Raw genomic sequence first — 14,900 nt, 5'->3', positions numbered from 1 at the left:
ACCGGCCCTCCCGCCCCCTGAGGACCCCTCCGCATCCCGGTTGTGCCCCCGTTCCTCAACGAGGAGAAACGCCATGGCAGCATCCGCCCCGCCGCCCGCAGCTCCCGCACCCTCCCCGGCCGAAGCGCCCAGGAAGCCGTGGTACCGGCAGCTGTACTTCTGGGTCCTGACCGCCATCGTCGCCGGTGTCCTCACCGGCTGGCTGTGGCCCTCGGCCGGTACCGCGATGGAACCCGTCGGCACCACCTTCGTCACCGCGATCAAGATGCTGATCACGCCGATCGTGTTCGTGACCATCGTGGCCGGCATCGGCGGCGTCGACAGCCTCGGCCGGGTGGGCCGGGTCGGTCTGAAGTCCCTGCTGTACTTCCAGGCCGGCACCCTCACCGCTCTGCTCATCGGCCTCGTCGCGGTCAACGTCTTCCAGCCCGGAGCCGGCGTCCACGCCCACCCCGGCGACCTCCAGCTGACAGGAGACGCCGGTCAGTACGTCAAAGACGGGGAAAGCCAATCCTGGTGGCACTTCCTGACCGACCTCGTGCCCACCAGCGCCGTCGGCGCCTTCGCCGAGGGCAACATCCTTCAGGTCCTCTTCTTCTCGGTCCTCTTCGGCATCGCCCTCAAAGCCGTCGGTCCCGTCGGCGAGCCTCTCGTCGACGGCATCCAGCGCCTGAGCGCCGTCGTCTTCAAGATCCTGCACTACGTCATGCTGGCCGCGCCCGTGGGCGCCTTCGGCGCGATGGCCTTCACCATCGGCACATACGGCTTCTCCACCCTGACCAGCCTCGGCCGGCTCATCGGGCTCTTCTACGGCACCTCGGCGTTCTTCGTGATCGTCGTCCTTGGCGCGGTGACCGCCGCGCTCAGGATCAACATCTTCCGGCTGCTGCGCCACCTGCGCGAGGAGTTCGTCCTCGTCCTGGGCACCTCGTCCTCCGAGAGCGCCCTGCCCCGGCTGATGCAGAAACTCGAAGGGCTCGGCATCCGTCGCGACATCGTCGGCCTGACCGTCCCCACCGGCTACTCCTTCAACCTCGACGGCAGCTCCATCTACCTCTCCCTGGCCGCCGTCTACATCGCCCAGGCCACCGACACCCCCCTGAGCATCAGCCAGCAGCTCGGCCTGCTGGCCGTCATGCTCCTCACCTCCAAGGGATCCGGCGGCATCACCGGCGCCGGCTTCATCGCCCTCGCCGCCACGCTCACCACCGTCGGCACCATTCCCACCGCCGGCATCATGCTCATCTTCGGCATCGACAAGTTCATGTCCGAATGCCGCGCCCTGACCAACCTTGCCGGCAACGCGGTCGCCACCCTCGTCGTCGCCCGCTGGGAAAACGCCCTCGACACCGCCCACGTCAACAAGGTGCTGCGCACCGGGAAACCCCAGCCCCCGCCCGCGCAGGAACAGCCAGCAGCCGCCCTGCCGGCCCAACTGCCGACGAAAGCCTGACCATCAGCCCCGACATCCCGGGCTCCTCTCGTGCCACGGCCCGGGCAGCAGACCGCCCCCAGCGGCGGCCATGTCGGTGAATGGGCGAAGCCGCCGCCTCTGGTCAGTGCGCGCAGCCTCCACGGAGGTGGTCAGTGCCTGGACTTGGCACGCCGCCCATCGAGTGCACCGTGGCTGTAGCCACTGCCACGCCGCAGGGAAGCGCCGGCACTCGATCCCGCGCGACGAACAGCGTCGCACGCCTGCCCCAAGGACGCTCGCAGGGGCCCGTCCGGCGTGATCTCGACGTGGCCCGGGTGTTCGGCACAGGGGGCATCAGGTCGTTGCACGCCTGCTCACAGCGGTGGCAGGCCTCGGCGCACACGCGGCAGTGGCCGTGCTGGTCGGCGTGGCGCTCGCACTCGTCGGCGCAGACTTCACCCGCGCGATCCTTCAGGCGTACGCCACCGTCGGCAAAGTGGCGGGACGGGGTTGCGGTGCAGATGTCGGCGCAGTCGACAAGAATCCGAGCAGGCCGTACACGCCTGGGCACAGACGATGCATTCCTCGATGCAGCGGGCGAGCTTCTCGCGGTCCACACCGCCCAGGTCGACGGCGCAGGTGCCGCGTATGTCCTTGACCGCAATGGTCATCGATTCCGCCAGTGATCCGGTGTCGCTGCGGCGGTACGCCGCCGTGTACCGGTAACTGACGACACCGTCGTGGACGTTCTTCTGCAGCGATTCGAAGGTTCCCTCCGGCACACTGTCGCGGGCGAACACCCGCAGCTGCTCGGCGCAGTAGAAGGCTTCCCGCTGATGTTGCAGGTGAGGACCCGCCTTGGGATGCGCGCGCACCTGCCCCACCGCGGCGGGGTCACAGCCCCACTTCTCCTGGTAGACGTCCAGGAGCTTTTGGAGGTACCAGGTTTCCACCGGCGTGTGGTCCGGCGGGGGCGCCTGACGGGCCTCGCGGTCCGGTAGGCGCGTGCCGAATCTGCGCCGTATTCCGCGCTCAGCCGGTCGGTGCCTTTGGCGGCCCGGTCGAGGAACGACTCCTTCAGCTCCGCGGGTCTGGCCAGCAGCCACTCGTAGACGAACTCCTCAAACTGAGTCGGCGAGTGATGCGCAAGGATCTGCTTGGGCGTCACCGCGGGGCCCGTCGCTACCGCGAAAGGGCGCATTCCGCCGTTGAGGACGGATGGGGCCGAGTCTGCAATGCACGTTCGGGCCGCCCCTGCTGATCGCGGCGACCTCGAGGACACCCTCGAACTGCGGCCCTGTGGACAGAGTCCGGCCACTGGCTGGCCCGCCTCAGATGATCTGGTCCGTGGACAGTGCTGTGACCTGCGGCGACCAGTTCATTTGAGACGCCGGGGTGCCGGGAATCCCAGGTGATCTGGTCCCGGGGGCCGGGATGGCGGGTGTTGTCTCAGGTGATTTGGTCTGGCTCCGCCGTTGGGCTCGACTGCTTCCTGGGGCGAGGCAGCCGCTGAACCGGGCGCGCCGGCGCGGAGGAATGACCTTCCGGTCACTGCCGTCTGAGCGCGGGCGTGGTTCGGCCTGTGCGCGCTGACGATCCATGCGCGGTGGCGAGGGTGGTTGTCACATTCGCGGGCCCGGCGGTGTCTTCATGAAAAAGCAGGCAGACGCCCAAGGAGAACACCATGGCGCTACGCATTCCGAAGGCCGAGCTCCCCGCCGGGCTCCGCGAAAACCTGATCAAGCAGCTCGGTTCCGTGCCCGAGCCCCACGAGGTGCTGTGGAACAACCCCAAGCTCGCCGAGGCCAACCAGGAGTTCTCGGCCCAGGTGGCCACCTGGGATGCGGCTGACGCGAGCCTCAAGACGTTCGCGCACATGGCCGTCGCGGCACAGGTCGGCTGCAGCTGGTGCCTCGACATCAACTATTTCGCGGCACTGAACCAGAACCTGGACCTGGCCAAGGCGAGCCAGGTGCCGCGCTGGCGGGAGTCGGAGGTGTTCACGCCGTTGGAGCGGGAGGTGATGGAGTACGCCGAGGCCATGACGAACACGCCGACGACCGTCACCGATGAGCTGTCGGCGAGTCTGCTCGGCCGCCTCGGCCCGGCGGCACTGGTCGAGCTCACCGTGTTCATCGGCTACGCCAACCTGGCGGCCAGGTGCAACACCGCACATGGGATCACCTCGCAGGGCTACTCCGATGCCTGCAACATCCCGCTGGCCGGGCGCCCTCAGGTGTCCGGCGTAGCGTCGACGGCATGACCGAGGATCCGTTCGTCGCCCATCGCAGCCTGCTGTTCACGGTCGCCTACGAGATGCTCGGGTCCGCGGCCGACGCGGAGGACGTACTGCAGGAGTCCTGGCTGCGGTGGGCCCAGGTCGACCCGTCGCGGGTGAGCGACGCGCGGGCGTACCTCGTCAGGACCGTCACGCGGCAGGCGCTCAACCGGCTGCGGACGTTGGCGCGCAGCCGCGAGGACTATGTCGGCGAGTGGCTGCCGGATCCGTTGCTGACCAGCCCTGATGTCGCCGAGGACGTGGAGCTCGCGGAGAGCGTCTCGATCGCGATGCTGACCGTCCTGGAAACGCTCGGGCCGACCGAGCGGGCGGTGTTCGTGCTCCGTGAGGTCTTCGAGCTGCCGTACGGCGAGATCGCCGAGGCCATCGGGAAGTCCGCGGCCTCGGTGCGGCAGATCGCGCGGCGAGCCCGCGGGCATGTGGCGGCCCGGCAGCCGCGGGTGCCGGTGAGCCGGGCGGAGCAGCAGGCCGTGGTGGAGCGGTTCCTGCTCGCGTTGCGTACCGGGCAGTTGCAGGAGCTCGTGGAGGTCATGGCGCCGGACGTGGTCCTGATCGCCGATGGTGGCGGACTTGCGGCCGCCGCTCTGGTTCCGATCCACGGGGTCGAGCTCGTGGCGCAGGTGCTCGCGCGCACTAACCGGGCGGAATCGGCTCCGCTCGCGACGACGGCCGTGTGGCTCAACGGGGCACCTGCGGGCCGGATCGAGATCGACGGGGAGCCGGCCACGGCGGTGAGTCTCGTCGTGGAGAACGGGCAGATCACCCGGGTCTACTTGGTGAGAAACCCGCGGAAACTGACGAGACTGGACGAACCGGTTGAACTCGCCAGGTAAGCCAACTGCGGCTCTGGCGTGGTGAGTGTTCCGGGTGAATCCGCCCGGAACACTCACCATCACAAGCCGGACCAGAACCCGACTGCCACCTGAGACGCGTGAGACCCCGCCGGACCAGGTGAGACCGGATGCACAAGTCCTGACGGACCAGATCATCTGAGATGCCAGCCGAGTCGGCCCAGATCACTTGAGGCAGGGAGCCGTTCGCCGGAGACGGGACAGCTTGTCCCGTCTCAAATGATCTGTCCCCGGCCAAGACCTGTGACCTGCAGCGACCAGATCAGTTGAGACGTGCGGATGCTGGGAATCCCGGGTGATCTGGTCCGGCGCGAGTGGATGCCGGATGTTGTCTCAGCTGTCCTGGTCCGGCTCCGCCGTTTCGAACCGCCGCCCTGCTTGGCAGCGGCTCGGAAGTCCACTGCTCTCCGAACGCTTCGCGAAGGCCTTTTGCGGCTGCCGCCCGCTCGCCCCGGCGAGCGAAGCGGTTGTCCAGGTCATGCACGCGAGCGACGAACCGGTCCATCATCGCGTCGAAGGACAAGAACAAAATCTTGCATGCGCCGTGCTGTACCCAAGGGGGCTTCAGCTGCGCAGCGGGATGTCCAACGATCGCACGAGCTGGGTCACTTCCTCCCGGAAGAGCTTGTCCGGGCTGGCCGTCTGGGTGCGCAGATGGCCGTAGACCTCCAGTGACACCAGGCCGTGCAGGCGCCCCCAGATGCGCAGGGCGAGCGCGACGGCGGCGGGCGGCAGGCCGGGGAAGTCCGCGCGAACCTTGTCGACGAGCCCGGCGTCGAAGTCGGACCACTCGAACTCGCTGCTCTCATGGAGGTGTTCGGCGTACGGCCAGGCCGCTGCCGCGAGCGCGGTGAGCCCGGCGCAGACCCGGTGGGCAGCCTCCGGGGCAGCGCCTCCGTGGGGGGTGTTGTAGCCGGGAACGGGGTCGCCGTAGACGAGCCGGAAGCCCTCGGGGTTGGCCAGGGCCCAGTTCCGGAAGGCGCCGGCCCAGCCTTGGATCCGGGTGGCCGGGCTATCGGCGGAGGCGCTCTCCCACGCGGTGTCCACAGCGTCGGCCAGCTCGGTGTACACGTCGCCGATGAGCACGGTGACCAGGTCGTCGCGGGTGGCGAAGTAGCCGTAGATGGCGTTGGCCGTCATGCCCATCTCGCGGGCGATGGCCCGCAGGGTGATGGCTTCGGGTCCGCCCGAGGCCATCAACTCCATTGCCACATCCTTGATCTCGGCCGTCGTCTCGGCCCGGAGCCGCTCGCGCCGCCCCGTGTTTCCCGCCCTGCTCGCCGTATCTGCCACCCGGGCACTCTACAGCGTTACCCGAATTGATGGCCGTATAGAAACTTCACGGCGTATAGTCGCTGCATGGGCGCAACCAATCCGGTTGACCGCGCCCTCGTGCCGCATGCGAGTAGGGGGAGAACCATGCACATCGGAGTCGTCGGAGCCACGGGGACCATCGGCAGCCGGGTCGTTGCCGAGGCCCTGGAACGGGGGCATCACGTCAGGGCGTTCAGTCGCGACGCGTCGCGGCCACGGGCCGACGAGAAGCGGGAGAACATCACCTGGGCGAGCGTCGATGTCCTGGACGCAGCGAGTATCACGGCCGTGCTGCCCGGCCTCGACGTGCTTATCAGCGCCTACCAGCCCGGCAACGCCGCCAAGGACTTCGAGGACACCGTCCGGCGCTCGATCGGCGACCCCACGACCCACTCCACCGTGGCGCACGCCCTGACGAAGGCGCTGGAGAGCCACCCGCGGACCCGGCTGATCGTGATCGGCGGCGCCGGCAGCCTGGAGGTCGAGCCCGGGCTGGCGCTCGCCGACTCGGACGAGCGCATGCACGAGATCCTCGACCAGCTCGGGCTGCCCCGCGCCTACGCGGCAGCGGCGCGCGGCGCCCGTGACGGCTTCGACGTCCTGCGTACCTCGAACCGGCTGTGGACCTACTTCAGCCCCGCCATGGAGATCGCCCCCGGCGAGCGCACCGGCCGCTTCCGCATCGGCGGCGACCAGGCGGTCCGCGACGCGGAGGGGCGCAGCCGCATCTCGGCGGAGGATGCGGCGGTCGCCCTGATCGACGAGGCGGAGCTGCCGCAGTTCGTGCAGCGGCGCTTCACGATCGGATATTGAAGAGACGTGTTACTCCAAGGCCCCGGCCCGCCACAGCGGCGGCCGAGGCCTTCGTCCAGGCCCTACCGCAGTGCCGGTTCCCGTCGGTGCCGCGGTGCTGTCCGCGTTCGGGCAGGTCGAGTCATCGAGTGAGAGGGCGAAGCGGTCTGGCGACAGGTGACTTCATCCGTGCACGGATGAGAGCCACAGTGGTACGCCCACACCGCGTCTCACAAGTTGGCGAGCCAGGCTACCTGAGACCGCCAACGGATTGGACCAGTTCCCTTGAGACGGGGGCCAGTTCCTCGGAGACGGGACACAGCTCGCGCCCGGGCACCCCGAGGGAGGATCCTGTCCCGTCTCACTGAACCTCGACCGACCTCAGGGAACCATGACTGGCATGGGCATGGGCAGGGGCGGCGAGAGGCCACCAACGTCCGCATCGATCTTTTCTGCCTGGCGCTCGGTTGCCATCGACCGCCTGGCGGCCTCCCGAGCCGCCTACTCCTTTGGATGGAGCACCCTGCGCCGTCCAGTACTGGGGTCCAGCAGGAACGAATCACGCAGCAATTCCTCGTCCGGCTGTGGCGGCTCCTGCCACCCGGCAGGCGTGAAGACGATCACGTACTCCTCCAGCCCTTCGTGGAGGACTTCGTCCCTGTCAAGGCTCTCCACGAACCGCTGGTCGGCATCCTCCCGGCCCTTGGCGTACACCCGAACCGTGTGAGTGTGCGAGGTCGGCACATTCAGATGGACGGCTGGATTGGAGGGCCCGGTGGTGCACCCCCAGAGCTCCATCCGCCCGCCGTACACCGGCTGGTACTCCACTGTGTCCAGCAGCGCCCAGCCCTCCCCGAGCTCCGGGAGACTCTCGTCCGGTCCGGTGCTGATCAGTGCCACCGGCGCGTAGTGGGACTGCACGCAGCTGCACACCGTCAACTGACCGGGGGTAAGCAGTACCGGACGGCCGCCGGCGAAGTCGGATTCCTCGGCGAGGCTCTCGAAGCCGTGCTCCAACCGCTCGGTGACGTAGAAGTGGCTGTAATCGATGTCGATGATCCCGTCGTGTCGCTCCACGGTTCCTCCTCGCCGCAGGAGACAAGTCACTGGACAGCATCCACCGCCACGCATTCACCTGCAGTGGTGGACGCATCTTCTCCTCCCGCTGTTGACCTGCGGCCGGGGGCCGTCCGGCGAAACCGGCCAGCCCCCGCGAACGAGACGGGCGGGCGCTGGCGATGAGGCCGAGGGTGGATTCGATGGATTCGATGGAGTCGCGCTGGGGGGCGATGTGACGTACCCACTTGTCGTTCGGGTGTGCGGCGGCGTGCGGGGTGATCCGCAGGCACCACAACTCCAGTTCCACTGCAGCCGTACCGGCCGAGCCTGGTCGAGCGGTTCTTCGACGGCTTGGAGCTCCTGGACGGGCATGGTCTCGTGCTCGCGCTCGCGCTGGCGTGTGGCGGCGAGCGGTGAAGAGCCGGACGAGGTCGCCATGTTGGGCGGTGTGGGCCGCAAACGCTGAGCCGAGGGGCCGGATGTCGTTGTTGTTGTACTTGTACGTGGTGGTCTTGCCGGCCGGGTCCTTGAACTCCTTGAGCTTGTTGACCTCGTTCCAGGTGTAGTCGGTTAGGTGAGGTCGACCAGGGGGCCCTTGGAGGAGGTGGCCTTGATGTTTTTTGGGGCGGCTGGAGTTGTCGACTTCGACACTCTGCACGGTGCCGCCGGGGTAGGCGGTCTGGGGGCCGGACCCTGCAGGACGGCTCCCAGACCCTGCTGGCGTACACGCCCGCGGGCAACGTCGACTACTACCAGGACCCGGCCGGCAAGACCTACGGCTACGGCGCCGACGCCAAGACCGACGGCGGCAAGATCCGCACCAAGACCGACGCGGTGACCGGCATGAAGACCAGCTACACCTACGACGGCGCAGGACGCTTCTCCTACGCCGAGGAGAAGAAGGGCTCCACGCTCAACTCCTCCTGGCAGTACTGCTACGACCTGGCCGGGAACCTCACCAGCCAGGGAACCGCCGAGGGCTGCCCGCGCGGCACCACCTACACCATCAACGACACCCAGCAGATCACCGCCAAGAACGACTCCTCCACCAACTGGTCCTGCGACGCCGAAGGCAACGAGACGGCCGGCGCCTCCACACCGGAGGGCACCCGCACCGGCGAGAAGTGGTCGGATCACAGTCAGCTCACCTCGCTCACCGTGGACGGCAAGAAGTATGACGGTCAGTACGGTCCACGGACCAGAGCGAGCGCATCAAGCTCGGCGACACCTACTTCCACAACGGACCGCTCGGCCTGTCGGCCACCTCAACTGCCGGTGTGGGCACGGGCTTTAACCGCGAGCCCGGGGGCACTCTCAACTCCATGACCCGGGACGGGAAGACGTACTTCTACCTCGCCGACGCGCTCGGCTCCGTCGTTGCGGTCACCGATGAGGCCGGTGCGAAGGCCAACACGTACTCCTACAGCCCTCGCGGCGTCACCCGCTCCACGAGCAGCGAGAAGACCACTCAGCCTTACCAGTTCGCCGGCGGCTACCAGGACCCGACCGGCCTCTACCACTACGCGGCCCGCTACTACGACCCCAACATCGGCCGCTTCACCCAGCGGGATCCCTCCGGGCAGGAAGAGAATCCCTACCTCTACGCCGAAGGCGACCCCGTCAACCGAATCGACCCGGGCGGCCTGGGATCCATCGGCATCAGTGGTGAGGTTTGTGCTTTTGGTGGTTGCATTGGAGGTGGCGTGGCCATCAATGACGACGGATTCGTCCACCCCAGTGTGTCTGCAGGTGTAGGCAGCCCAGGAGCCAGCGGCGGTATCGACGCCAGTAGCAGTGACGCTACTTCTGGACCGTCCGCCAACATCGAATGTTCGGCGGGCCCCTATAAGGCATCGGTGAGCAATGAGGGCGACACCACGGCTGGCATCAGCACTGAATACTCAAGCCCTGGATGCTCTGCGAGGGCTCAGTACACCTTCTAGAAAGGGAGGGTGAAGAAATGGTGACTCTAGCAGCAGCCGGGCGTGGCGGTGGATCTGACTTCCCCGTATGGGGTCAGGTTCTCATCGTTGTCGTGGTCGTGATTCTAGGCGTTGCCATGGCAACAAGACTGATGCGCCAGCGCAGGAAGTGAGCGAAGAGGTGTGCTGCCATGCGGTAGCCCACCCCTGCCTGCCGATTCCAAGACGACCACCGAGTGACGGGGCGTCGTGCGAGCGCGATAGAGAGCCGTGGCTGGTGTTTCGTGGGCGTGTTTGAGATTCAACCAGTAACCCACCGCATCAGGAGGGAAGGCTGTAGTGGATACCCCAGTACAGGTGATTCTCGTTGTGGTCGTTGTTGCGGTGGTGATAGGGCGGTTGGATGCAGTCGGCGAGCTTCCGCAACTATCTGCGTCGTAGGCGGGGGCAGTAGGCGCCATGAGGGAACAGCTGGCGCCTGCGTCACTGCATCTCGCAGGCGCTAAAGGGGAACCTTGGCATATGTGGCTCGCAGCCGGGACTGCATGCGTCTTTATTGCCCTCCTGATCCTTTACGTGCGTCTGGATCGTCGCCGGCACCAGAAGTGAACGGCGAGAGCATGAGTGGGCTCCAAGACTTCCTTGGAGCCCACTCATGCTCCGTCGTCGTGCTCGCCGACGAGTCCGGCGCCAAGGACAATGCGTCTCGAGTCCTGGGCAGGGCCTCGAGTGTGGCGACAGCCGGTGTCACGCAAGGAAGGCGTGGGAGGACACCGACAACTCGTGCGAGGTTGAAGCACGCTGACGTGCTGGATCAGCCGTCACGGCAGACGCCGCTGATCCGTACGGATCTGGCGCCCGATGGTGACGTCAGCGGCGGCTCCTGCCTTGGAAACCCATGACGATGTCCGGCACTCCGCACCCTGGGCCCGGTGATCGTCTTACTGCCTGATGGGCAGCAAATCCGCGCCCGGTTCCACTCACATCAGCCATGTCCTGGGATGGATGCCGTCCTGCGTAAGCCGGTGCTTGAAGAGACCTCTTGGCCCTGCCCCTGCGCGATGCCGGACGCGCAGCCCTCGCTCAGGGCACCTGGCCGGTTCCAGCCGCCGGTTCTACCGAACGCGACAGCCCCGCATCATCAACCGCGATGTCCTTCCTGTCCTCCTAGTTCGCCACGAAGTCGCCGCCTTCGTCCCCGCCCCCACCACGTCCTGACCGCCGTACACACCGCTGACATCACAGAATCAGTGAACTCGCCGCCCCGCACATCACCCGCTGCACCATCGGCAGCGACATGACCAGCCACTGACATGCTTGAACAAGAGCGGGTCATCCGGATTCGACAGGGCTGCATGTGATCGAACCGCACGTTGTCAACAGGTGAGGAGCCCAACGTTCATGACTGGTCGGCGAGTTGTTGTCGTCACTGGCGGGGGAACGGGCATCGGTGCCGCGACGGCCCGGTTGCTGCGGGCCGACGGACACGAGGTCGTGATCGCTGGCCGGAGACCGCAGCCGCTGCAGCAAGTCGCTGCCGAGACCGGAGCGCTGGCCCATCCTGCCGACGTCGCGGATCCCGAGGCCGTGCGTGAACTCGTCGAGACGACGGTGAAGACCTACGGGAGACTCGACGGCATAGTGCTCAACGCCGGAATCGGACGAGGCGGCGCGATAGGCGACACAGAGGTCGAGGACTGGGAAGAGTTGATCCGGACCAACCTCACCGGCCCGTTCTTGTTGCTGCGCGCCGCCCTACCGCATCTGCTGGAAAGCCGCGGTGCGGTGGTGGCGGTCGCCTCGGTTGCCGCACTCCGTAACAGTGTCGGCAACGCCGCCTATGCAACGTCCAAGGCGGCCTTGCTCCACCTGTGCCGCTCCCTCGCCGTCGACTATGGCCCGCGGGGGCTGCGGGCCAATTCGGTGTGCCCGGGCTGGGTGCGTACAGAGATGGCCGACCAGCGGATGGCGCGGTTCGCGGCAGAGGCGGGACTGGCAGGCGGTGTTGAGGCGGCTTACGTGGAGGCGAACCAGTTGACTCCCGCCCGGCGGCCGGGCGATCCAGAGGAGGTCGCAGAGGCGATCAAGTGGCTGCTCTCACCCGCCGCGTCCTACGTCAACGGGGCCGTCCTCACCGTCGACGGCGGGGTGACCACGGTCGGCGTCGGGGGCGCTGCCTTCGACCACCGAATCGAGGCGCGTCCCGCGCCCGTGACGGGCTCCCGGACAGACCCGCTTCCAGGGCTCCAGCAAGAGACATGATGCGCCCGCGGCAGCGCCAGCCGTCAGCCAGTGATCGCGAGTGCGCTCGCCCCGCCCGCGCACGCTCCGGACCCCGGCTGAGCAGGGCGAACGAGCGTGTGGTCTCTAACAGTTGAAGGCATCCGGTGGCGGCGGGCTCGGGACCGGGCCCGGGCGGCAGGCTCTGCTCGTCCTGGCCATGCGGTGCGGAGGCGCCGACGCCCGGCTCGCCGCCGGATTCGGAATCACAACTGCCTACCGCTAAAGCCGCGAGTTCGTCCGAGCGGCCCTGGCTGCAACCTTCCTCGCCCTGCCGCTCCACGGCGTCTCCGGCTGCGGCCGCCGACGCCGACCTGGTTGCGCTTCCGATGACGCTGAAGCAGGCGGTCGCCGCTCTGCCCGCAGCCGCGGAGAATCGACACCCGTGAGGAGGTCCCCCTTGCCGAGTCCCATACCGCCCCGACCATCGGCCCGGGCTGCAAGGTCACGGCAGGGGAGTGGTTCTCCTACTACAGAGCTGAAGGTGGGGGAGTAGCAGGCTACGCCCCGACCCAGCACCCATCGAACACGCGTCGTACGCCATTCGTACGGTAGAAGTGCGCGAACTTTACGGTTACTGGGGATAGCCTGTGAGCCAGGAGGTGTTCCATGTCCGAGTTGTTCGACGCGGTCGACGCGCTGGTCGCATCCCGCTCTCCTCTGCCGCCGGCGGAGGAGCGCAAGCGGCTGCGCACCGCGCACAGTCTGACGCTGGACCAAGTCGCCGGCGCGCTGAAGGTGCGTCGGGCCACGGTGTCCGCCTGGGAGTCGACGAAGAAGCCGACCGAGCCGCGCGGCCCCGAGCGTGAGGCGTACGCGCGACTGCTGCGGCAGCTCGCGGAGCTCTACCCCGCACCCGCAACACCGGAAAGGCCGACTGCCCCGGTGCCCGCCACGTCCACCAGCGCGCCCGACCCGGCAGATGACGAAGTGCCAGAGGTTCCGGACGCTGCGGTCGAGGAAACCACCGAATCCCTCTGCCCCGCTCCCACCGTGCCCCGCCCGGCGGGCACTGCCGCCCCGGCGAAAGCGCGGCCCCTGTCCACAGGGGAGGCGGCCGAGGCTGCGGTCATGACCGCGACCGAGAACACCCAGCCCCCTGCCCCTGCCCCTGTCGCCGCGGCTCCGGCCGCCGCGCCCCGCCCGGCGAGCACCACCAGGCCGTCGTCCCGCCGCCCGAGTGCGAAGAAGGCGGCCCCGGACGGAACTCCGGCGGGCTCCGCCGATCCGCGGTTCGAGAACGGTCCGCTGGCGGTCGTCGACGTCGAGGACGGGCAGGTGCTGGCGTACTGCGTCGGCGGCCTGGTCCTGGACGTGCCCGCCAAGTCCCTGCCGTCCCTGGTCGACTGGACGCTCAAGGAGGCCAAGCTCGGTCAGCCGAAGCTGTCCGGCCCGGGACGGCCGGCCGACCCGCTGCTCGTGCTCACCGAAGCCGCTCTGGAGCGCTACGGCCTGCCCGTCGCGCTCACCGAGGAGGAGAAGCACGCCGGGCGGATCCCGGAGGGCCACAAGGTCATCAAGCAGCTGACCCGCGCCGACTGGAAGCTGACCAAGCGTGGCCTTGGGCCGTGGGCGCGGATCTACCGCCCCGCCAAAGGCTCGGACCGCCAGTGCGTGCAACTGTGCATCCCCTCGTGGAACGCGCTGGACCCCCGGTTCTGGGGCGACGCCGCCCAGCTTCCGCCGGCGGAGCTCGCCCGCGTCCTCGGCGTGTACGCGTCCCGGGTCATGACCCCGCGCGGCTCCACCGCCGTCACCGGCCTGGAGCTGATGACCGCACTGCACCCACCGACCCATGCCGTGCGCGATGAGGAGACCGGCGCCCTGCGGCAGGCCGCGACCAAGACGCCCGGGTCGCTGGGCACGGACCCGGTGGACTGCGCGCCGTGCGAGGCCCCTGACGGGCACCCGGTGCTCAACAAGCTGAACTTGCCGCGCTTCCACGTGCGCGGCCCGGCGGAGAAGCTGTTCGAGGAGGCGTACGACTGGGCCCGGCCGATGACCGACGACGAGTGCACCCTGCGCTACCTGGTCGGCCTCGACGTGAACATGGCCTTCGCCGCCGGCGCGAACGGGCTGAATGTCGGCCTCGGCGAGGCGACACACGTCAAGGCCCCCGCGTTCGACCCGAAGCTGCCCGGCTCGTGGCTGGTCGACCTGTCCCACGTCGACCTGTCGAAGGTGAAGGCCGGCAAGGAGTGGGTGGAGCTGGACGGCAGCCTGTTGCCCTCCCCGTTCACGCCGAAGGGCGACCACCCGACGGGCCCGGCCTGGTACGCGACACCCACCGTCGCCTACGCGGCGGAGCTCGGCTACGACGTCGCGCCGATCGAGGCGTACGTCCGCTACGAGAACGGCCGCTACCTGGACGGCTGGTACCAGCGGCTGCGTGACGCCTACCTGGCCACGATGGCCGACCTCGGCGTCGACGCCGACCTGTCGCCGGCCGACTTCCTTGCCGCGATGGACGGTTACAAGGAGCGCGATCCGGAGCTGACCATCGTCATCTCGGCGATCAAGGCGACGGTCAAGGGCGGCCTGGGCAAGCTGCGCGAGCGGCCCCGTGGCGAGGGCTGGCGGCCGGGCGAGCGGTGGCGGGCCCTGGAGCGCCCGACGTGGCGGCCCGACATCCGGGCGGCGGTCATCTCCCGCACCCGGATCAACCTGCACCGCAAAATCGTCAAGCACGCCGCATTCACCGGCCAGTACCCGGTCGCGATCCTGTCCGACTGCGTCGTCTACGCCGCCAACGGGCCCTCGCCGTTGGACTTCCTGCCCTACCGGGACGGCAAGCCGCTGCCCGGCGGCTTCAAGCTCGGCATCAACCCCGGCCTGGTCAAGCACGAAGGCACCCAAGAGGTCCTGTGGGGTGAGGAAGTCCGCGAGCGGTTCAACGCCCCCGAGCTCAACCTCGCCCGGTACATCAAGGACGGCACCGTCACCGACGTCGACAACGGAGAGTAGAAGAA

The 14,900-nt window shown here is 68.1% G+C and carries 8 protein-coding genes and 5 pseudogenes; 8 read left to right on the top strand and 5 right to left on the bottom strand.

The window, feature by feature from the left end:
- Positions 1–73: 73 nt before the first annotated feature.
- Positions 74–1,453, top strand: coding sequence for a C4-dicarboxylate transporter DctA (dctA, locus tag ACH4D5_RS34185; protein WP_398310461.1), 1,380 nt, complete (start codon positions 74–76; stop codon positions 1,451–1,453).
- 313 nt (positions 1,454–1,766) lie between these two features.
- On the opposite strand, the pseudogene ACH4D5_RS34180 reads toward dctA, so the two are convergent.
- Positions 1,767–2,085: pseudogene (locus ACH4D5_RS34180) on the bottom strand (four-helix bundle copper-binding protein); the annotation flags it as partial.
- 108 nt (positions 2,086–2,193) lie between these two features.
- A pseudogene (locus tag ACH4D5_RS34175) lies at positions 2,194–2,367 on the bottom strand (ABC-three component system protein); the annotation flags it as partial.
- Between the two features lie 731 nt (positions 2,368–3,098).
- Here ACH4D5_RS34175 and ACH4D5_RS34170 point away from each other — a divergent pair.
- Together ACH4D5_RS34170 and ACH4D5_RS34165 are read left to right on the top strand one after the other, a co-directional pair.
- Positions 3,099–3,677 (top strand): carboxymuconolactone decarboxylase family protein, encoded by a 579-nt coding sequence (locus ACH4D5_RS34170; RefSeq protein ID WP_398310458.1) that lies wholly within the window; start codon positions 3,099–3,101, stop codon positions 3,675–3,677.
- The gene (locus ACH4D5_RS34165) at positions 3,674–4,546 is read left to right on the top strand and encodes an RNA polymerase sigma-70 factor (protein ID WP_398310455.1); all 873 of its coding nucleotides are present in this window, start codon (positions 3,674–3,676) and stop codon (positions 4,544–4,546) included. The genes ACH4D5_RS34170 and ACH4D5_RS34165 overlap by 4 nt, the downstream gene beginning before the upstream one ends.
- 582 nt (positions 4,547–5,128) lie before the next feature.
- Here ACH4D5_RS34165 and ACH4D5_RS34160 read toward each other — a convergent pair.
- On the bottom strand, positions 5,129–5,857 hold the full coding sequence (locus ACH4D5_RS34160; protein WP_398310452.1) for a TetR/AcrR family transcriptional regulator: 729 nt from the start codon (positions 5,855–5,857) through the stop codon (positions 5,129–5,131).
- A gap of 126 nt (positions 5,858–5,983) precedes the next feature.
- On the opposite strand from ACH4D5_RS34160, the gene ACH4D5_RS34155 reads away from it, so the two are divergent.
- Positions 5,984–6,691 carry an NAD(P)-dependent oxidoreductase gene (locus ACH4D5_RS34155; RefSeq protein ID WP_398310449.1) on the top strand — a complete coding sequence of 236 codons (708 nt, stop codon included), beginning with the start codon at positions 5,984–5,986 and terminating at the stop codon, positions 6,689–6,691.
- Between the two features lie 480 nt (positions 6,692–7,171).
- Here the strand turns inward: ACH4D5_RS34155 and ACH4D5_RS34150 are convergent, their stop codons facing one another.
- Positions 7,172–7,747, bottom strand: coding sequence for a hypothetical protein (locus ACH4D5_RS34150; RefSeq protein WP_398310819.1), 576 nt, complete (start codon positions 7,745–7,747; stop codon positions 7,172–7,174).
- Positions 7,748–7,898: 151 nt separating this feature from the next.
- Positions 7,899–8,009 (bottom strand): annotated as a pseudogene (locus ACH4D5_RS34145) (RacP protein); the annotation flags it as partial.
- A gap of 407 nt (positions 8,010–8,416) precedes the next feature.
- Between ACH4D5_RS34145 and ACH4D5_RS34140 the strand changes: the two are divergent.
- The 4 genes and pseudogenes from ACH4D5_RS34140 to tap all read left to right on the top strand — a co-directional run.
- A pseudogene (locus ACH4D5_RS34140) lies at positions 8,417–9,672 on the top strand (RHS repeat-associated core domain-containing protein); the annotation flags it as partial.
- Between the two features lie 1,380 nt (positions 9,673–11,052).
- Positions 11,053–11,913: an SDR family NAD(P)-dependent oxidoreductase gene (locus tag ACH4D5_RS34135; protein ID WP_398310446.1), complete on the top strand. Its 861-nt coding sequence runs from the start codon at positions 11,053–11,055 to the stop codon at positions 11,911–11,913.
- A 154-nt stretch (positions 11,914–12,067) separates the two neighbouring features.
- Positions 12,068–12,154 (top strand): annotated as a pseudogene (locus ACH4D5_RS34130) (IS5/IS1182 family transposase); the annotation flags it as partial.
- A 386-nt stretch (positions 12,155–12,540) separates the two neighbouring features.
- The gene (gene tap, locus ACH4D5_RS34125; protein ID WP_398310443.1) at positions 12,541–14,895 is read left to right on the top strand and encodes a telomere-associated protein Tap; all 2,355 of its coding nucleotides are present in this window, start codon (positions 12,541–12,543) and stop codon (positions 14,893–14,895) included.
- The last annotated feature ends 5 nt before the right edge of the window (positions 14,896–14,900 follow it).

This window comes from Streptomyces sp. NPDC018029, assembly GCF_044327655.1.
Lineage (GTDB): Bacteria > Actinomycetota > Actinomycetes > Streptomycetales > Streptomycetaceae > Streptomyces.
This window is presented reverse-complemented; position numbering and strand designations above follow the sequence as displayed.

Excerpts from the sequence above, each read along its gene's own strand:
- ACH4D5_RS34155 (WP_398310449.1), top strand. The coding sequence starts at position 5,984 with ATGCACATCGGAGTCGTCGGAGCCACGGGGACCATCGGCAGCCGGGTC.
- tap (WP_398310443.1), top strand. The coding sequence starts at position 12,541 with ATGTCCGAGTTGTTCGACGCGGTCGACGCGCTGGTCGCATCCCGCTCT.
- dctA (WP_398310461.1), top strand. The coding sequence starts at position 74 with ATGGCAGCATCCGCCCCGCCGCCCGCAGCTCCCGCACCCTCCCCGGCC.
- ACH4D5_RS34170 (WP_398310458.1), top strand. The coding sequence starts at position 3,099 with ATGGCGCTACGCATTCCGAAGGCCGAGCTCCCCGCCGGGCTCCGCGAA.
- ACH4D5_RS34165 (WP_398310455.1), top strand. The coding sequence starts at position 3,674 with ATGACCGAGGATCCGTTCGTCGCCCATCGCAGCCTGCTGTTCACGGTC.
- ACH4D5_RS34135 (WP_398310446.1), top strand. The coding sequence starts at position 11,053 with ATGACTGGTCGGCGAGTTGTTGTCGTCACTGGCGGGGGAACGGGCATC.